This is a genomic window from uncultured Acidaminococcus sp. (assembly GCA_900538365.1).
GTDB lineage: Bacteria > Bacillota > Negativicutes > Acidaminococcales > Acidaminococcaceae > Acidaminococcus.
In genome coordinates, this window is record UPXT01000003.1 from 19,057 (window position 1) to 38,880 (window position 19,824).

Below are 19,824 nucleotides of genomic sequence, written 5' to 3' on the forward strand. Positions count from 1 at the left end.
TTTCCAATCGAAAACGAGCCTCGGAAACAGGCTCGTTTTTCTATATGACGGTAACCAGCCCTTTTGTGCAGAAAGGAAAGCGACATGAAAACCATTTACCTCGTCCGTCATGGACGAACAAGGTCCAATGAAGAAGGCCGTTTCCAGGGCTGGGAGGATCATCCGCTCAGTCCAGTGGGACAGGAACAGGCTCTTTCCCTTAAAAAACGAGCCCATGACCTTACAATTGCGGCCCTTTATACATCCGATCTTGTGAGGACCAAGGAAACGGCACAGCCTCTTGCCGAAGAAAAACACCTAGTCCCACAGGCCCATACAGCCTTTCGAGAAATTTCCTTTGGCGAGTGGGAAGGCTGCCGAATTGCAGACTTAAGGAAAACGGACCAGAAGCGCCTTCAGACGCTCTGGCTGACACCGACCCAAGTGACGCTCTCCGGTGCGGAAGACCTCCAAGAGGCCCAGGCGCGCGGAATGAAGGGGCTCAACGAAATTAAGGATGCCATGGAAGAGGACACAGCCATTATGGTTGTAAGCCATGGGGGGATGATCCGCCTGTTACTATGCAGCATCCTCCAATCCCCTATTGACTGCATGTGGCGTTTGACCTTGGATAATACAAGTGTAACCAAACTGACCTATGATGATCTGATGGGGTATCGTGTGATTTACCTCAATCAAATGGGATTGTTGACTTAAGCGGAGATCCTCTCTTTGCACTCCTTTTCCCCTCTTGATGGTATCTGGTATAATGGTATCATCCAAAAAAAGTTAGGAGAGATTTTTATTTTAGAATTTAAACATGTCGATATATCGGATAAGCCTATTTTTGATGATTACTATAACGAAGCGGATTATCGCGGCTCAGAGTGCTGTTTTGGCTCAACCTTCATTTGGCGTGGCTGCTATGATACGTTCTGGGCAATCAGCCACGGCGCCCTTATCCTTAAGGTCACCGTCAATGGTGTCACCTTTGTCCTGCCTCCTTTCGGCGGTAAGGATGAGGATATGCCTCTTATCGTAAATGCGCTGAAAGAATATTTTGGCGGGTCTTTTGAATTTCATGGTATCTATGAATCGACGATGGAACGATTCAAGCGGACTATGCCGGAAATCACGGAGTACACAGAAGACAGGGATAACTGGGATTACGTCTACGACAGGGAGAAGCTTGCGACCTTATCGGGACGAAAGTATCATAGTAAGAAGAACCATTACAATGCGTTCATCAAGGAACACCCTGATTACGTCTATGAGGAAATCAATGCCTCAAATAAAGATGAATGTATTGCCTTTGGCAAGGCTTGGTGTGCCCAACGGGCCGAGACCGATCCATCAATCAAATGCGAGGCCTGCGCCATTGAAGAAGGGCTAAACAACATGGAATTCCTAAAGATTCGCGGCGGCCTCATCCGTTTGGATGGTCAGGTCAAAGCCTTTACCTTCGGGGAAAAGGTCAGCGAACACACGGCGGTAGTCCATGTCGAAAAAGCAGACCCCGATATCCGCGGCCTGTTTACTGCCATCAATAAGGACTTTGTTCAGAATGCCTGGCCGGATGTGCAGTTTATTAACAGGGAAGAGGACATGGGAAAGGAAGGACTCAGGAAAGCCAAGGAATCCTATAATCCCATCTTCATGGTCAAGAAATACAATACGATCATTCGTTAAGGGAGGTTGAGCATGGATTTTCGTCTCATCAATGAAAAGACACTGCCCCAAGTAGCGGCGCTCTGGGATGAATGCTTCGAAAAGAAAGGAACCCCATTTTACGAATGGTATTTCTCCGAGTATGCGTTGAAGCAGAACAAGATGTTAGGCGGCTTTGAGGATGATCAGCTGATGACGATGGTGCACCTGAACCCTTACACGGTCCAGGTAAGGGACAAGGATTTCCGCGTGCCTTATTTGGTCGGCGTCGCTACGGCCCCAGAAGCCCGAGGGCGTCACGTAATGGGCGAACTCATGGATAAGACATTTACCATGCTGCGGGCCATGAAGGTCCCTTTTGTCATCCTCATGCCAATCCATGCAGGGATTTACCAGCCCTATGGCTTTAGTTTTACGGCCCTTCGCACCCAGTATGAATTACCCCTGCGGGAGATTGACCTTGTAGGCGAAAGCCTTACGGGGTATACTTTTCATAGGATTTCTACTAAAGAGGCCGAGACGCCGCTGGCACTGGTTTATGATGGCGCCATGGCGGCTTATACAGGATATGTCAAAAGAAAGCACCGGGAATGGGAAAACTTGCTTGTGTCAGGGTCCCAGGAAGGCCTCGAGACCGTAGTGCTCAAAAACGGGGAAAAGCCCTGCGGATATGCCCTCTATCAGAAAGGGGAAGGGACCATAAGCATCCAGGAGCTGATGGCGCTTGACCAGACCGCCAAACTTGAGCTCCTGCATTATTTCAAGGGGTTTTACGGAACCTTTGGAAAGCTTTCCTATCTTGGACCCAGTGATGACCTGCTGTACTTGAGGCTCCCCAGTCAAGAGCTGGCGCCCCGGATGGTGCCTTTTATGATGGGAAGGATCGTGAACGCGGCCCAGGTTCTGCAAGCTCTTTTCGTTCCCGATTGCCTTGTAGGTAAGGACCTCGTCATTGGGATCCGAGACGAGCAGGTGCCCCTCAACACGATGCTCGTGAAGATGCATTTTGACGAAAAAGGGGTTACCCTTTTCAATACGCTTGATGATCCAACGGTTCTCATGGATATTTCCAGTCTGACCCAGCTCTTTTTCGGGACGTACGGAGCCCGGGAGCTGAAAGATGCGGGCTTTATCCACGTGGAAGAAGAATCATCCTTGTGGACGCTTGAAACGTTGTTCCCCAAAAAAGTAAACTTTATCAATGAATATTTTTAAGGGAGGCTGTCATGAGCGAATCGATGAGAAGGATTTATGTGGAAAAAAAGAAGGAGTATGCTGTTGAAGCAGCAGGACTCCTGGCAGACCTTGTGGGAACCTTGGGTATGACCCAGCTGACGGGGCTGCGTATCGTCAATCGCTACGATATTGCAGGACTGTCCGATGAGGACTACGAAGCTGCTAAACGGGTTGTCCTGTCTGAGCCGCCGGTAGACAAGGTTCATGACGAGACGCTGGAAATCCCAGAAGGCGTGAAGAGCTTTGCCATTGAACTCCTGCCTGGCCAGTATGACCAGCGGGAAGACTTTGCAGCTCAGTGTGTACAGCTCATCAGTCAGGGCAAACGGCCGGCAGTTGCCGCTGCAAAAGTCATTCTTTTGGAAGGCAATCTGACTGATGCTGATCTTGAAAAGATTAAAACGTACACCATCAACCCTGTAGAAGCCCAGGAAGCCTCCGCACAAAAGCCTGACAGTCTGGAAATGAGCTGGGAAGCTCCGAAACCAGTTGCCATCATCAAGGGCTTCACACACTTTTCCAGGGAAGAACTCCATCAGTTCCTTAGCGAACAGGAACTGGCAATGAGTGAAGCGGATCTGGCCTTTATCCAGGAATATTTCCAGAAAGAAGGCAGGGATCCTTCCATTACTGAAATCAAGGTCCTTGACACGTACTGGTCTGATCATTGCCGCCACACCACTTTTGAAACCAACCTTGAGAAGATTAATATTGAGGAGAGCATCTATACCGAACCTATCCAGCAGGCCTTGGAACGCTATCTGAAGGATCGGGAATTTGTCTATGGCAAGGATACAAAGCGGCCTGTTACGCTGATGGATATGGCTTGTCTTGCAACCAAGAAGATGAAAAAAGAAGGCCATCTGCCTGATCTGGATGCCTCTGAGGAAATCAATGCCTGCAGCATTATTGTCCCTATTACGGTAGATGGAAACGAAGAAGAATGGCTCGTTATGTTTAAGAACGAGACCCATAACCACCCCACGGAGATCGAGCCTTTTGGCGGTGCTGCAACCTGTCTTGGCGGCGCCATCCGTGATCCATTGAGCGGCCGCAGCTATGTTTATCAAGCCATGCGTGTCACGGGCTCGGGGGATCCCCGTACGCCTTATGATAAGACCCTTGTTGGGAAACTGCCCCAGCGTAAGATTACCCAGGGGGCCGCTGCGGGCTATAGTTCCTATGGCAACCAGATTGGCCTTGCGACAGGTCTTGTCGAAGAATATTATCACGATCGTTTTGTGGCCAAGCGGATGGAAGTCGGCGCCGTGATTGGTGCAGCGCCTCGTGATGCCGTCGTCCGTGAACGCCCCAGTGATGGTGACCTTGTAGTCCTTCTTGGGGGCCGTACGGGACGTGATGGGATGGGTGGCGCAACGGGTGCGTCCAAGGAACATACGACCAAGTCCCTCAGTGAATGCGGGGCGGAGGTCCAGAAGGGCAATCCTCCTAACGAACGCAAGATCCAGCGCCTTTTCCGCAATCCTGAAGTGACCCGTCTCATCAAGCGCTGCAACGACTTTGGCGCAGGCGGTGTCTCCGTAGCGATTGGGGAACTTGCTCCGGGGCTTGTTATCAATCTGGACAAGGTTCCTAAGAAATATGAAGGCCTTGATGGTACTGAACTTGCCATCAGTGAATCTCAGGAACGTATGGCAGTTGTCATTGCTGCCAAGGACTTAAAGGCATTCCTGGATGCCGCTGATGAAGAGAACCTGGAAGCAACGGTTGTTGCCGAGGTGTCTAAGGATCCACGCCTTGTCATGTATTGGCGCGGGGAAAAGATTGTTGATCTTTCTCGTGCCTTCCTTGATACAAATGGGATTCCCCAAAAGGCTGATGTTGAAGTGGAAGCGATTACGGCACCTTCTCCTTTCAATGAGATTCCCAAACAAGTTCAGGGCCTTTCGTCCATCAAAGACCGCTGGCTCCATAACCTGGACCGTCTGAATGTCTGCAGTCAGGAAGGGCTAGGGGAACGTTTTGATGGGACCATCGGACGAGGGACTGTCATCATGCCTTTCGGTGGTAAGCGTCAGCTGACCCAATCTGAAGGAATGGCGGCCCGGATTCCTGTTCTCGGCGGAAAAACGACGGCCGCCTCTGTCATGGCCGCTGGCTATAATCCAAACGTTGCCTGCTGGAGTCCTTATCATGGTGGGATGTACGCGGTCGTGGAATCTGTGTGCCGTGCAGCCGCTCTTGGCGCCGATCCCAGCAAATTGCGTCTTTCCATGCAGGAATATTTCCCGAAACTCCATGACAGCAAGCATTGGGGACAGCCGCTCAGCGCACTTTTAGGTGCGTACGAAGCCTGCTGCGAGTTAGGGCTTCCTGCCATTGGCGGTAAGGATTCCATGAGTGGGACCTTTATGGATCTTGAAGTTCCGCCTTCGCTCATCAGTTTTGCCGTAGGCGTCATGGATGGTCGGGATACGATTTCCAATGAATTCAAAAAAGCCGGCCATACGGTGGTATTCCTGCCTGCTGCCTGCGATGAACATGAAGTCATTGATTACGATGCCTTAAAGAAACTCCTTGCTTCCCTTCATAAGGGCATCCTGTCCAAGCGGGTCATCACGGCCGGTGTGGTCAAGGAAGGCGGTGTCGCTGCCGCGATTTCTGCCATGTGCCTTGGTAACGAACTGGGATTTTCCTTCGTCAAGCCTTTCCTTCATGAGGAATGTCTCTTTACCCTGCAGCCTGCTGGTTTCCTTGTGGAACTAGAAGACGGGGTGGACGCAGAAGAAGTCTTTGCAGGGACGGATCTTCTCGTTCTGGGGACCTTGACCGATGAGGGCAAAGTGGTTGTAAACGATACGGAAATCAGTCTTGCTGAAATTGAAGCCGCCTATACGGGGACCTTGGATAAAATTTTCCCCATGAAGGCACCGCAGAACGAGAAGAAGGATGTGCGGATGCCGTCTTATACCAATGACCTTCCGCTGACTGCTCCCTATAACGTTGCCAAACCGACGGTCTTCATTCCTGTTTTTCCTGGAATCAACTGCGAATATGATACGGCGGCCGCCTTTGAAGCTGCTGGTGCCAAGACGGATATCTTCGTGATCCGCAACCTGACGCCTGAAGCCATCAAGGAGTCGGTTGAAGAAATGGCAAAGCGCATGAAACAAGCGCAGATTATGGCCCTTCCTGGTGGCTTCTCCGCTGGCGATGAACCGGATGGTTCCGGTAAGTTCATGGCTACCATGTTCCGTAACCCAACCCTTACGGAAGCCGTGGAAGATCTTCTGACGAATCGGGATGGTCTGATCCTTGGCATCTGCAATGGGTTCCAAGCCCTGATCAAGCTGGGCCTTGTACCATACGGCCATATCGTACCGCTGAAGGATGATTCCCCAACGCTGACGTTCAATACCATTGGCCGTCACATTTCCCGTATGATCGATACAAAAGTGGTCTCCAATAAATCCCCGTGGCTCAGTCTCTGCGAACCGGGTGATATCCATACCATTGCAATCTCCCACGGTGAAGGCCGTTTCGTAGCGACGGAGGAGGAAATCAAGCGCCTCTTTGCTAATGGACAGATTGGCACCCAATATGTTGACCTTGCCGGCAATCCGACCATGGAAAGCCCGTACAACCCGAACGGTTCCTTCTATGCCGTCGAGTCCGTTACCAGCCCCGATGGCCGCGTCCTTGGCAAGATGGGCCATTCCGAACGCTACACTGATGGCCTCATGAAGAACATCCCGGGCAACAAGCTTCAGCCAATCTTCCTGTCCGGCGTGCAGTACTTCAAATAAGCTGTTCAGGTATTTATCTGGACCTAGGATCCACCTCCTTGGGGGGTGGGTCCTTTTTATGTGCCGAAAGGGGAGGCTATGGCTTTTTTCATCAATTTCTACTATAATGCAGGGTGATACAGTTGTTAGATGCAGAAACCATCTTTGCTGATTTTGTTCCCTGAATGGAGGTTAACCAATATGCAGTTTTCCCTGAATGATAAGGTCCATGGTTTTCGCGTGGACCGGATCACCGAGCTTTCTGATATCAAGGCAGTGGGGTATGAAATGACCCACGAAAAAAGTGGGGCCCGTCTTTTTTATGTGGCTTCCGATGATGACAACAAAGTTTTTACCATTGGCTTTCGGACGCCCAGTCGGGATGATACCGGTGTGGCCCATATAACGGAACATTCCGTACTTTGCGGATCCCGCAAATATCCGGTCAAGGAACCCTTTGTCGAACTTGTGAAAGGGTCCCTCAATACGTTCCTCAATGCGATGACTTATTCCGATAAAACAGTCTATCCTGTTGCAAGCCGCAATGATAAGGATTTCAGGAATCTTGTTGATGTTTATTTGGATGCCGTCTTTTATCCAAATACCTATAAAAACCCCTTCACGCTCCGCCAGGAAGGTTGGCACTATGAGCTTGATAATGCGGGCCAACTTGTCTATAACGGCGTCGTCTATAATGAAATGAAAGGGGTCTATTCTTCCCCTGATGCCATCGAAGAAAATGAGATGAACAAAGCTCTTTTCCCGAATACGCCGTATCGGTTTGAATCGGGTGGTTATCCAGAGGCCATTCCATCCTTGACGCAGGAAATGTTCCTTGATTTCCATAAGACGTATTACAGTCCCCAGAATAGTTTCATCTATCTTTATGGCAATATGGATATTGATGATTATTTGTCTTACCTCGACGAAGCGTACCTGAATCATTTTGAAAAAGATCCGGATTTTTCCGTCAAGATTCCTCTGCAGGCATCCTTTGACCGGACGAAAGAGGTGACCGCCTACTATCCGGTAGCACCGGGAGCGGACGTGGATCACAAGACTTATCTTTCCCTCAATATTGCTACGGGATCAAGCCTTGACCAGAAGCAGACCATGGCCCTCAAGGTCCTTACAAAGGTCCTTTTTGAAGGCGATAACGCCCCCCTGCGTCTTGCCCTCCTGCGGGCAGGACTCGGCAGCGATGTGTCAGGCAGCCTCAACGCTTCCCAGCTTCAGCCCGTTCTTTCCATCCGCGTCAGCGGCAGTGAGGAAACTGAAAAAGACCGCTTCATCAAGGTCCTTTACAGCACGCTCCAGGAGCTTTCCCGCAAGGGCGTTCCGCAGGAACTTCTGGAAGCGGAACTCAGCAGTGAAGAATTCAAGATGCGCGAAGCTGATTTCAATGTCTACCCGAAAGGACTCATCTATGGTCTTTCAACCATGGAAACCTGGCTTTATGGCGGGGACCCGACGACGTGTCTGAAGTTTACGGAAACCTTGGACTTCCTGCGCAGCAAAATCGGCACACGTTATTATGAGTCCCTCATTGAAACGTTCCTTCTTGACAATACGCATAAGGTGCTCCTTACGCTTAAGCCGGAGCCGGGGAAGGAAGAAAAGGACGGCGCCCTCTTCCGCAAAAAGATGCAGGCCATCAAAGAAGGCCTCACACAGGATGAGATTGATGAAATCAAGGCCATCGCCGATGAACTCCATGCCCGCCAGGCGGCAGAAGATTCACCGGAGGCTCTGGAAACCATTCCTCTGTTAAAGCGCGATGATATCGAGCGAACGGTTTCCTTTGAAACGCCTGTGGTCACGGAAAAGGGGAGCCATACCCTGCTTTACCGCCCTGCCTTTACGAACCAGATCGTTTATTATGATTGGTGCTTTGATATGACAGGCGTACCGGAAGACCTTCTCACAAGCGCATATTTGCTTTCTGACATCCTCGGAAAGGTCAATACAAATAAATTCACCTATGAAGAATTAAATACGTTTACAGACCAATATATCGGGGGACTTTCCTTTGCCATCCAACCTTATACATCCTACCGGGACATGAATGACTACAGGAACTATTTCAAGGTAACGGCCAAAGTACTGGAACACAACGAGGACCGGCTCTTTGAGCTTCTTGAAGCCTTGGCATTGACCAGCCATGTGGGGGACAAGGCTCGCCTCAAGGAAATCGTGGAAGAAGTCAAAGCGGGGTGGGATGCCTTATTTTTCTCCCGCGGCATGACCGTTACCACCATTCGTCTTTCCAGTTATTTCTCCGCTTCCGGCCGCTCCAGCGAGCATGATCAGCTGACCTACTACCAGTTCCTCCAGGATCTGTGCGCTCATTTTGAGGAAAAGGCGGACCGCGTCATTGAGAACCTGAAGACCTTGCTGTCCGCTTTCTTCCATAAGGATCGTCTTATTATGAGCCTTTGCTGTGACGAAAGACACCGGGAAACGGCAGAAAAGAAGATGGAATTCTTTGTCAATCAGCTGCCCCATTCTTCCTTTGCCGGAAAAGCGGTGCCGGAGTTTGCCGCACCGGGCCTTAATGAAGGCATTACGACAAGCGGCAAGGTTCAGTATGTCCTTGCCGGCGGCAATTTCCGCGCTCATGGTCATGACTATACTGGTGCCATGAAGGTCCTTGAAACCATCCTACGCTATGGCTATCTCTGGACCAAGATCCGTGTTCAGGGCGGCGCTTATGGGGCTGGAGCCCGCTTTGATCCGAACGGGCTGTTCTATCTGTCCAGTTACCGCGATCCACAGCTCATGAAGACACTCAGCACCTATGAAGGACTGCCTGAGTATCTGGAACATTTTGAAGCTTCGGAACGGGAAATGACCAAGTATGTCATTGGGACCATCAGTCTCCTAGATACGCCGCTGACAAACGCCATGCGGCTTGAAAAGGCCATTACGACCTATCTGCGCGGCCTGCCCAAAGAACTTGCCCAGACTTATCGCGATGAGGTCATTGATTGCTCAGTGGAAGATATCAGGGCCCTGGCGCCTGTTGTGCAGGATGTTCTTTCTGATGGATATCGCTGCGTTGTAGGCAGTAAGGACGCCATCGAAGAGAATAAAGACGCCTTTAAGAAGATATTCAAAGCCTAAGAAGGAAATCCGATAAGGACTGCTCACCCATATGGCGGCAGTCCTTTTTTCCTAAGGAGGAAAAAAGGATGATGCATGATCATCAAGTACTTATTCCAGCGGCCTTTGTCAGCAGGCCCAATCGATTTGTGGCAAAGGCGGCCATCGGGGATACGGTTGTCACTTGCCATATGCCTAATCCGGGTCGCATGTGGGAACTCCTTTATGAGGGGACGCGGCTCTACCTCCGAAAAGCCAAGGATCCAGCGCGCAAAACGCCCTATGATGTTGTCGGGATCGAACGGGAAGGGATTCCCATCCTACTTGACACGCAGTATAACAATGACGTGGCAGAGTACCTCATTCAGAATCACTTGCTTCCTTTCTGGGAGTCCTGCAGCGTCGTAAGGCGGGAAGTTACGGTGGGGGACAGCCGGTTCGACCTGCTTCTTGAGCAGGAGGGACAGCCCTTTTACGTAGAAGTCAAATCCTGCACCTTATTCGGCCGTAGGGGTGCTATGTTCCCTGATGCGGTAACAGAACGAGGCCGCAAACATATCGAGGAACTTGCCGCTATGCATGATAAGGGCATCAGGACGGGGCTTCTCATCCTTGCCCATTGGAACCGGGCTGAATGGTTCCTTCCTGATTACCATACAGACCCTGCTTTTGCCGAGGCTTTTCGACGCTGCGCGCCCCGTCTTGATTGGAAGGCCTTTTCCCTTTCTTGGGATGAGACCTTTACTTATCCTGAACCGGGAAAACTCCTTTCTTACCCAGAGACGCTCCTCATAGAGGAAAACAAGGATGCTGGGGACTATTTTCTTGTTCTGGAACTTGCCGAAGATCGAGACATTACCGTAGGCAGTTTGGGGAGGATCCATTTTCCCAAGGGTTTTTATGTCTATGTCGGATCTGCGAAAAAGAACCTCATGAAACGGCTGGAACGGCATAAACGGAAGCGCAAAGGGATGCACTGGCATATTGATTATTTTCGTAACGAAGCTCAGGTCCTTGCTGCCCTTCCCGTAAGGACCCAGGCGGATTTAGAACATCTCATGGCGCGGGATCTGATAAAGGCCGCGGATTGGTCCATTCCTCATTTTGGGGCGACGGACTGCACAGAAGATGGGTCCCATCTTTTTGGGTTTAGGAGAAACCCGCTTCATGAAAAAGTCTTTATGGATATCGTCGAAGGGTTCCGCATGAACCGTCTCGATGGCCGGGTACTAAAAGAAAAGGGGTAAAGAAAAGGACCCATCCTGTGATGAGAAACAGGGTGGGTCCATGTTTTATTTGACTTTTTTTACGAGCTCCGGAAAGGGGGAAAGGACGCGTTTAAGGATGCCGTTCATATATGCGATGGCAATCCCGTAATTGGTCATGGGAATGCCTGCGCTTCCTGCAAGATGCTGTCTATAGGAAACTTCCCGTGAATTCAGCATGCAGGCCCCGCAGTGGACAATCAGTGAATAGGAAGAAAGGTCATCAGGAAAACCCTTGCCGCTTGTAAAGAAAAATTCCGGTGTTGTTCCGGAAAAGCGGCAAATCCATCCAGGCATCTTCACGGTACCGATATCATTGCACTGACGGTGATGGGTGCAGCCTTCGGAAATAAGAATATGATCGCCCTCTTGCAAACATTTTAGCTTATTGGCGCCCTCAATAAAGGCTTCCAATTCTCCTTTATAGCGGGCAAAGAGAATGGAAAAACTGGTGAGGGGCACGTCTTCCGGCACCATGTCCTTCACGGTAGAAAAGGCTTGGGAGTCCGTAATGACAAGGCGAATGCTGTCATGAAAGGCCTTGACGGTGGAAGGCAGCTCGTTTGGTTGGACGGCGATGGCCCTTCCGTGGAAATCGAGGATTTCCCGGATAGTCTGCTGCTGAGGCAGGATCAGCCGCGCTTTAGGTGCTGACTCATCAATGGGAACGACGAGAACAACCAAGTCACCGGGTGCCAAAAGATCTCCTAGCAGAGGGCGCTGTACCTTAATGTGTGGATTCATCTGGGACAGGCGTTCCTTAAGTTCCGTAATGCCCGTAAGGGTCCGGGCACTGACCAAAAGAAGATGGTCTTTTTCTTCTTGAGGAAGGAGGGGCGCGCTGTTTTTATCGATTTTATTGATAATGAGCAGGTAGGGGACCTTCCGTTCCTTGATTTCTTTGAGTAAGTGCCGATCGGCTTCTGACAGGCCCAGGGCTGCATCGACAACAAGGAGGGCAATATCCGTGCTGCGCAGGACAAAGCGTGCTTTTTCGACGCGCTTTTCACCGAGGGTGCCTTCATCATCAAGGCCGGGTGTATCCGTTATCAGTACGGGGCCAAGAGGAAGGATTTCCATGGCCTTGGAGACGGGGTCCGTCGTCGTACCCTTAAAGTCAGAGACAATGGCGAGGTCCTGCCCGGTCAGGGCATTGATCAGGGAAGATTTCCCTGCATTGCGGCAGCCAAAAAGTCCAATGTGGACGCGTTCAGCCGCTGGGGTTTCATTAAGCGAAGAGGCCATAGCAAGCTCCTTTCTGGGGTGGGAACCCATCCCTCTAAAATTTTGACTTCTATACTATACCGCATCTTCCAGTTTCCGTCGATGGGGTTTTTCCCAAAAGGGTGAAAATTGGCGCTGAAAGGGGAAAAAAGTGGTCTAACCCGTCATCATCCCAAGGTTTATCCTTCAACATTTTGCAAAAAATTTTCAATTTAGATTGGACATTCTTATCCATTCGTGGTATCTTCATAGCATTGTAAGACAGAATTTGCAGCCTATTTGCAGTAGGAGTTGAATCCATCGTGGAAGTCTATTATATGGCAGCCATGGCCCATCTTTTGGGTTCCCGCGCCGCCCTTTTGGGACCTCGCCTTGCGGCCTATTTTGGGTCGGCAGAGGAAGCCTTTGGGGCTTCCTTCGAACAGATGCTGGCGTCGGGCATCCTTACAGAAAAAGGGGTCCAGCACTACCGAAAATGGTATGACCCGGACCTTCCTCAAAAGATAGCCGCTTACTGTGAGGGCGCCCAGATTTCGCTTCTCGGAATCCAAGAAAGTGCGTATCCTGCTTCACTTAAGGAGATTGCAGCTCCGCCTTGGGTCCTGTACGTCAAAGGTAAGCTGCCGAACCTAATGGCCTGCCTTGCAGTTGTTGGGTCACGTAAAGCCACAGGTTACGGTCTATCTATAGCGGAACGCTTTTCCCGCGTCCTTGCGTCAGAGAAGCTAACCATCGTGAGCGGAGGTGCCTATGGCATCGATGCGGCAGCCCATGAGGGAGCTCTTCTTGGCGGAGGAAAGACGATTGCCGTTTTGGGCTCCGGCCTGGCGCGGCCTTATCCAGCTCGGCACAAAGCGCTTTTTGAACGAATTTCCGAAACCGGTGCTGTCATCTCTGAATTTTCCCCTTTTACGCCGCCTATGGCCTATCAGTTTCCCATGCGCAACCGCATCATCGTCGGGCTTTCTTCCGGGGTGCTTGTTGTAGAGGCCGCACTAAAAAGCGGTGCCATGATTACGGCCCACCTCGCAGCAGATGAAAACCGTGATGTCTACGCTGTGCCAGGCCCTATTGAGTCTCCCACAAGCAAAGGGACCCACGCCCTCATCAAGGAAGGCGCCCATCTTGTTGATGATCCTCAGGATCTTTTGGATATCTATTTTCCTGAGGCCTTTCCCAAGGGAGCCCAAGCGGTGGAACTTTCTTTATTTGAAGCTTTTCCCGTTCCCGACAGGGAAAAAGCAGAAGCCCTTTATGATTTTATCAAGGGAGGAAATGGCAAACAGATGGAAGAAATCATGGCCCACTTCCCTTGGCCGCTTTCTTTTGTCAGTATGCTTCTCCTGCGTATGGAGGTTGCCGGCATGATCCGTAAGAGCGCGGGCAATCGATATTTAGTTCGCTAAAAAGGAGTCAGATGTTTTATGGCTAATCTTGTCATTGTAGAATCACCAACAAAATCAAAAACTATCGGTCGTTTCTTGGGAAAGAACTATACCGTCAAAGCCTCCATGGGGCACTTGCGGGATCTTCCCAAGAGCCAGTTCGGGGTGGACGTGGATCATGATTTTGAGCCTAAGTACATCAACATCCGTGGAAAAGGGGACCTCATCAAAGAACTGAAGACCCTTGCCAAAAAAGCGGACAAGATTTATCTTGCAACGGACCCTGACCGCGAAGGGGAGGCCATTGCTTGGCATCTGGGCTATCTATTAGGCGTCGATCCAGAAAGTAACTGCCGGATTTCTTTCCATGAAATCACGCCGCACGCGGTCAAAGAAGCTATCAAGCATCCGTCTGCCATTGATATGGATAAGGTCGACGCGCAGCAGACGCGTCGTATCCTCGATCGTATCGTCGGTTATAAGCTATCGCCCCTATTGTGGCGCAAGATTGCTAAAGGTCTATCGGCAGGCCGTGTCCAGTCAGTCGCAGTCAAGATCATTTGCGACCGGCAAAAGGAAATCGATGCCTTTGAACCGCAGGAATATTGGACGAGTTCCGTAACCCTGACGGAAGATAAGCCAAGCCAGAAATTTACGGCAGAAGTGACTAAAAAAGAGGGCAAAAAACTTGTTATCCATAACGAAGAGGAAGCCCGGATCGTGACCAAGGAACTGCTGAACCAGCCCTATGCTGTTGTTTCTTCGACTGTAAAAGATCGGATCCGCCGCCCTGTAGCCCCCTTTACAACAAGTTCCCTTCAGCAGGAAGCGGTCAAACGGCTTAATTTTACAACGAAAAAGACCATGATGCTGGCCCAGCAGCTTTATGAAGGCATTACTCTTGAAAAAAGGACCCCTGTCGGCCTCATTACCTATATGCGCACGGACTCCGTCCATCTGGCCAGCGTTGCTGTCACGGAAATCCGCGATTATATCAGCAGCGCCTATGGTGATGCCTACCTGCCGAAAAAGGCAACTGTGTACAGCAGCCGGAAGAACGCCCAGGAGGCCCATGAAGCCATCCGTCCGACCTCGGTCATGCGTACCCCCGATGAGGTTGCACCTTATCTTGAACGGGACCAGCTGCGGCTTTACCGCCTGATTTGGGAACGGACCGTTTCCTGCCAAATGGCACCAAGCGTCAGTGAGGTCACGACCCTAACCATCAGCGGCGGTCCTTACGAACTGCGCGCTTCTGGTTCTGTTGTCAAATTTGACGGGTTCCTGACCTTGATGGATAAAAAGGAACTTGCTGGGGAAAAGACGAAGAAGGTTCCCCATCTCAAGGAAGGTACACCCCTCACACTTCTTTCCGTTGATGACGCCATCCAGCATTTTACGGAACCGCCAGCCTATTTCACGGAAGCGACTTTGGTCAAGGAACTGGAAGAAAAGGGGATTGGACGGCCAAGTACTTATGCCACTATTATCCAAACCATTCTTTCCCGCGGTTATGTGGCAAAGGAAGCAAAAAAAGTCATGCCGACAGAACTGGGGATGACGACCATCGATCTTTTGACCCAATATTTTCCTAACCTCATCGATGTTCCTTTTTCTGCCCATATGGAAAGTGAACTGGATGCCATCAGTGAACACAAGACCAAAAAGGAAACTGTCCTCAAGGAGTTCTATGGGCCCTTTGAAAAGGAACTGGAAATTGCCGACCGTGAGATTCCTGTAAAACCGCAGGAAGTTATTGTAAGTGATGTGAAATGCGAGAAATGCGGACGTATGATGGTCGTAAAAACAGGGCGTCATGGGAAGTTCCTTGCCTGCCCAGGATTTCCGGAATGCCGCAATACGAAACCGTATTATGAAAAGATTGGCGTCGCCTGCCCGCTCTGCGGTCATGACCTGATTGTCAGAAAGACCAAGACTGGACGGACCTTTTATGGCTGTTCCCATTATCCGGAATGTCATTTTACAAGCTGGGACAAACCCATCAACGAAACATGTCCCCTTTGCGGTCATATCATGCTGGAAGCGGTCCAGCGCGGTGGTAAGGTCGTACACCACTGCAGCAATCCTGAGTGTCCCAACAGCGGCACCAAAAAAAGCGGGCCAAAAAAAGTCAGTGCCAAGGCCGCTTCTGTAAAAACAGAAGGAAGTACCGAAAAAACGGTGAAAAAAGCGGCTGCCAAAAAAACCACGGCAAAAAAGACTGCTGTTAGGAAAACCGCGGCGGCTAAAACGATAGGAACCAAGAAAACGGCTGCGGCAAACAAGATAGCTTCTGCCAAGAAATCCGCTTCCACTAAAAAGACTGCCGTGAAGAAAATGGGAAAGGAATGAAAGAAACTATGACTGTTCATGTGATCGGTGCGGGCCTTGCAGGCAGTGAGGCCACTTGGCAGCTTGTATCGCGGGGAATTCCTGTCAGACTGCACGAAATGCGCCCCCAAAAATCAGATCCAGCCCACCATACCGCGTATTACAGTGAGCTTGTTTGCAGCAATTCCCTACGGGCCGATAACATTGAAAATGCCGTTGGCCTATTAAAGGAGGAAATGCGGCGATTGGACTCCCTCATCATGGCCCAAGCTGATGCGCACAGGGTCCCTGCTGGCGGCGCCTTGGCTGTCGACCGTATGGGCTTTGCCCAAGCCGTAACGGAAGCCATCAGGAACCATCCGCTGGTGACTGTCATTGAAGAGGAGACTGTCGACCTTTCCTTTCCGGAAGAAGATTATGTCATTGTGGCGACTGGCCCTCTTACGAGTGAGACTTTATCTGGCGCAATCCAGGATCTTGTCTCTCAGGATTACTTCCACTTCTTTGACGCGGCTGCTCCTATTGTGACCCTGGAATCAATCAACAAGGAAATTGCCTATAAGGCATCCCGTTATGGAAAAGGGGAGGCAGCCTATTACAACTGTCCCTTGACCAAAGAGGAATACATGCGGTTCTGGGAGGCCCTGTGCACCGCTGAAGTGGCCGATGTGAAGGACTTTGAACATGGAATGGTCTTTGAAGGCTGCATGCCGATTGAAGAAATGGCTGTTCGCGGTGAAGATACCATGCGGTTTGGTCCCTTGAAACCGGTTGGACTGCCCGATCCCCGAACGGGGGAAGATCCCTATGCCGTTGTCCAGCTCCGTCAGGATAATGGGGCAGGGAGCCTTTTTAACATTGTTGGCTTCCAAACGCATTTGCGCTGGCCTGAGCAAAAACGGGTCTTCCGGATGATTCCCGGTCTTGAAGAGGCAGAATTTGTTCGCTATGGTGTGATGCATAAAAATTCCTACCTCAATTCGCCGCTTCTCCTCGATGCCGATTACAGCCTGCGGAGTCACCCTCATCTTTATTTTGCCGGTCAGATGACGGGAGTGGAAGGGTATGTGGAATCGGCGGCCTCCGGTCTTGCCGCAGGAATCTACCTTTCCCGGGCTCTTTCTGGAAAGGAAAAACTTCTTTTCCCCAAGGAAACCGCCATTGGCGCCCTGTCTCACTACATCAGCAATCCCGAAGTCAAGCATTTTCAGCCCATGAATATTAATTTTGGACTCATTGCCCCGTGGGATGGTCCGCGTATCCGTGGTAAAAAGGAGAAGAATCACGCCATTGCGATGCGGGCATTGGATATTTTGGAAAATTATAAAAATTTGTTGCACAATTAACTTATATGTGCTAGTATGAATTATCAGGATTTTACCTACAATTTCATGAATGGGGGAGGTGCTTGCCATGAATGATGTACTGGACCCAATGGCAGAGCGTTTTCTTCGTTATTTGCGTGTGGAACGCAATGATTCCCCCAATACGATCCTGAACTACAAAGATGACCTGTCTGCTTTTTCAGCGTTTTTGTCAGGCCGGGGAAAAGCCACTTGGCTTGAGGTATCCCTTCTTGATATCCGTTCGTATCTTGCTAAACTTCATCGGGAGGAAAAAGCGAGACGGACCATTGCCCGTCGTATTTCTTCCCTGCGGTCCTTTTATCGGTACCTGATGCGGGAAGGCCTTACGGACAAGAATCCTTTTACTAAGGTCAAGACCCCAAAACTCGAAAAAAAGCTGCCTGTTTTTTTAGAAGAGTTCGAAATGAATCATCTCTTGGAACTGCCTGATCTTTCTACGGAACTAGGTCAGCGGGACCGGGCACTTCTGGAATTCCTTTACTCAACAGGCTGCCGTGTGTCAGAACTTGTGGGACTGACTTTGACCCGTGTGGACCTATCCAATCGCTATGCCCTTCTTTTGGGGAAAGGCCGCAAGGAACGGATTGTTCCTTTAGGTCATCCTTGTGTTAGGGCCATGAACGATTATTTGACGGGAGCCCGGCGCACACTTATGGAAAAGTATGAAGTACCGTCCCATGACTTCATCTTTGTCAATCATCGGGGTACGCCCCTTACAGCGCGCAGTGTGAGACGTATCCTTGATCGCTATGTGGAGATGGCGTCCATCCAAAAACACGTCAGCCCCCATACGATCCGGCATACTTTTGCCACACATCTACTCGATCACGGAGCGGATCTGCGCTCCGTTCAAGAACTGCTTGGGCACGCAAGTTTATCAACAACGCAGATTTACACGCATGTCACGGCAGACCGAATTGCATCGGTGTATAAGAAACATCATCCAAGAGCGTAATGGGAGGAGACAGCATGCTGGCATTATTAGAAAAGACAAGAATGATCAACAAGCTTCTGCAGAATACGGAAGTCATCAGCTACAAAAAGATGGCCGAAGTCCTCAAGGACGTCATCAAGGCCAATATCTACATTGTTTCCAGTGAAGGTGAACTGCTTGGCTATTCAATCCTTGATGGATTTGAATGTGAACTTATGATCAAGAAGGTCCTTGATGTTGGCCGGTTCCCTGAAAACTATGTAAAATGGCTGGAACAGATCCGTGAGACCTCTTCCAACTACCGACTGGTCAAGAATATGTGTGCTTTCAGCGATGATACGAAATGTCTTTTTGAAAGCAAATATACAACGGTTGTCCCCATCTTTGGGAATGGTGTCCGTCTGGGGACGCTGATTCTCGGAAAATTCAAGAAGGAATTCATTGATTCCGATTTGCTCCTGTCAGAATATGCAGCCACTGTAATCGGCATGCAGCTGCTCCATGACAAGGCTGTACACATTGAGGAAGCCTCTCGTAAGAAGGCCATGGTCCAGATTGCTTTCTCGAATCTATCCTACAGTGAACTGGAAGCCATCTCTGAAATCCTGAAGGCTCTGCCGGGGGATGAAGGTCTTCTGGTGGCCAGTAAGATTGCCGACCAGGCGGGTATTACGCGCAGCGTCATCGTGAATGCCCTGCGTAAGTTTGAAAGCGCAGGCGTCCTCGAGACCGAATCCCTGGGGATGAAAGGGACCTACGTCCGTATCCTCAACGAATACCTGCGGGATGGTCTTAAAGAACATCGAAAATAATTTGGATCAAGGGTGCTGGTCTAGTCGGCACCCTTGATTTGTATCTTGAAAGGCAGCAGACAGTTTTGCGTCACGCTTCCTTATGTTGTTTCAGAAAGGAATATCATCATGCTTTCCCTTGATGCAACCATTATCTACCGCATTCCGGCCCTCCTCATGGCCCTTACGGTTCACGAATATGCCCATGGTGCCATGAGCACGCATTTGGGTGACCCAACCCCTGGCGCACAGGGGCGCCTCACGATGAATCCTTTGGCCCACTTGGATATCATCGGGACCTTGGTCCTGCTCCTTGTCGGCTTTGGCTGGGCAAAACCGGTCGTGGTCGATTCCCGGTATTACCGGAACCCGCGACGTGACATGATGAAGGTGGCCCTTGCCGGACCCGTAGCCAATTTATTTCTTTGTTTCCTGGCAATTTTATTGGATGGACTTTTCCTGCGTTATTTTGCCTCCCGAACATTTTACAGTGTCCATTTTTTCCTGCAGTGGCTTAGCCTGTACAATGTTTGGTTTGCCTTCTTTAATTTGGTGCCCATCCCACCTTTGGATGGATTCAAGGTCCTGAGCTATTTCTTATCGCCCAGTGTGCAATATCGCTATGCCAATCTTGTTGGGCCTTATTCTAACCTTATCTTGATTGTCCTGTGTTTTACAGGTATAATTGGAATCATCATCAGTCCTCTTGCAACGCTTTATCTTCGTTTGGCCAGTGAGGTCAGCTATCTTCTGCTGATACCCTTTGCCTTTTTCCTGCCATAAGGGAAGGCGGCTT

Annotated in this window: 13 protein-coding genes; 12 read left to right on the forward strand and 1 reads right to left on the reverse strand. The window is 50.2% G+C overall.

From position 1 onward, the window contains the following. Nucleotides 1-84 precede the first annotated feature (84 nt). The 6 genes from QZQ08_RS01015 (at nucleotide 85) to sfsA (ending at nucleotide 10,978) form a co-directional block, all read left to right on the forward strand. A complete protein-coding gene (locus QZQ08_RS01015; RefSeq protein ID WP_296326685.1) occupies nucleotides 85-696 on the forward strand; it encodes a histidine phosphatase family protein in 612 nt (203 codons plus the stop codon). A gap of 15 nt (nucleotides 697-711) precedes the next feature. Beyond that, entirely contained in the window at nucleotides 712-1,668 is a 957-nt protein-coding gene (locus tag QZQ08_RS01020; RefSeq protein WP_296326688.1) for a DUF2156 domain-containing protein, read from the forward strand. Nucleotides 1,669-1,680: 12 nt separating this feature from the next. After that, nucleotides 1,681-2,862, forward strand: a complete 1,182-nt coding sequence (gene eis, locus QZQ08_RS01025) for an enhanced intracellular survival protein Eis (protein WP_296326690.1) — start codon at nucleotides 1,681-1,683, stop codon at nucleotides 2,860-2,862. An 11-nt stretch (nucleotides 2,863-2,873) separates the two neighbouring features. Beyond that, nucleotides 2,874-6,650 carry a phosphoribosylformylglycinamidine synthase gene (locus QZQ08_RS01030; RefSeq protein WP_296326692.1) on the forward strand — a complete coding sequence of 1,259 codons (3,777 nt, stop codon included), beginning with the start codon at nucleotides 2,874-2,876 and terminating at the stop codon, nucleotides 6,648-6,650. A gap of 180 nt (nucleotides 6,651-6,830) precedes the next feature. Continuing rightward, complete coding sequence (locus QZQ08_RS01035; RefSeq protein ID WP_296326694.1) at nucleotides 6,831-9,752, forward strand: insulinase family protein; 2,922 nt, start codon at nucleotides 6,831-6,833, stop codon at nucleotides 9,750-9,752. A gap of 68 nt (nucleotides 9,753-9,820) precedes the next feature. Continuing rightward, entirely contained in the window at nucleotides 9,821-10,978 is a 1,158-nt protein-coding gene (gene sfsA / locus QZQ08_RS01040) for a DNA/RNA nuclease SfsA (RefSeq protein ID WP_296326695.1), read from the forward strand. Between the two features lie 45 nt (nucleotides 10,979-11,023). On the opposite strand, the gene hydF is transcribed toward sfsA, so the two are convergent. Then, nucleotides 11,024-12,241, reverse strand: a complete 1,218-nt coding sequence (hydF, locus tag QZQ08_RS01045) for a [FeFe] hydrogenase H-cluster maturation GTPase HydF (RefSeq protein ID WP_296326698.1) — start codon at nucleotides 12,239-12,241, stop codon at nucleotides 11,024-11,026. 281 nt (nucleotides 12,242-12,522) lie between these two features. On the opposite strand from hydF, the gene dprA reads away from it, so the two are divergent. The 6 genes from dprA to QZQ08_RS01075 all read left to right on the forward strand — a co-directional run bounded on the left by dprA (nucleotide 12,523) and on the right by QZQ08_RS01075 (nucleotide 19,811). Beyond that, nucleotides 12,523-13,626, forward strand: a complete 1,104-nt coding sequence (gene dprA, locus QZQ08_RS01050; RefSeq protein WP_296326700.1) for a DNA-processing protein DprA — start codon at nucleotides 12,523-12,525, stop codon at nucleotides 13,624-13,626. Between the two features lie 18 nt (nucleotides 13,627-13,644). Further along, complete coding sequence (gene topA, locus QZQ08_RS01055) at nucleotides 13,645-15,957, forward strand: type I DNA topoisomerase (RefSeq protein WP_296326703.1); 2,313 nt, start codon at nucleotides 13,645-13,647, stop codon at nucleotides 15,955-15,957. Next, on the forward strand, nucleotides 15,954-17,282 hold the full coding sequence (trmFO, locus tag QZQ08_RS01060; protein ID WP_296326705.1) for a methylenetetrahydrofolate--tRNA-(uracil(54)-C(5))-methyltransferase (FADH(2)-oxidizing) TrmFO: 1,329 nt from the start codon (nucleotides 15,954-15,956) through the stop codon (nucleotides 17,280-17,282). Before topA ends, trmFO begins: the two co-directional genes overlap by 4 nt. 67 nt (nucleotides 17,283-17,349) lie before the next feature. Next, nucleotides 17,350-18,258 carry a tyrosine recombinase XerC gene (gene xerC / locus QZQ08_RS01065; protein WP_296326708.1) on the forward strand — a complete coding sequence of 303 codons (909 nt, stop codon included), beginning with the start codon at nucleotides 17,350-17,352 and terminating at the stop codon, nucleotides 18,256-18,258. A gap of 14 nt (nucleotides 18,259-18,272) precedes the next feature. Further along, the gene (gene codY, locus QZQ08_RS01070) at nucleotides 18,273-19,049 is read left to right on the forward strand and encodes a GTP-sensing pleiotropic transcriptional regulator CodY (protein WP_016459515.1); all 777 of its coding nucleotides are present in this window, start codon (nucleotides 18,273-18,275) and stop codon (nucleotides 19,047-19,049) included. 108 nt (nucleotides 19,050-19,157) lie between these two features. Beyond that, nucleotides 19,158-19,811 (forward strand): site-2 protease family protein, encoded by a 654-nt coding sequence (locus QZQ08_RS01075; RefSeq protein WP_296326713.1) that lies wholly within the window; start codon nucleotides 19,158-19,160, stop codon nucleotides 19,809-19,811. Nucleotides 19,812-19,824: the final 13 nt, after the last annotated feature.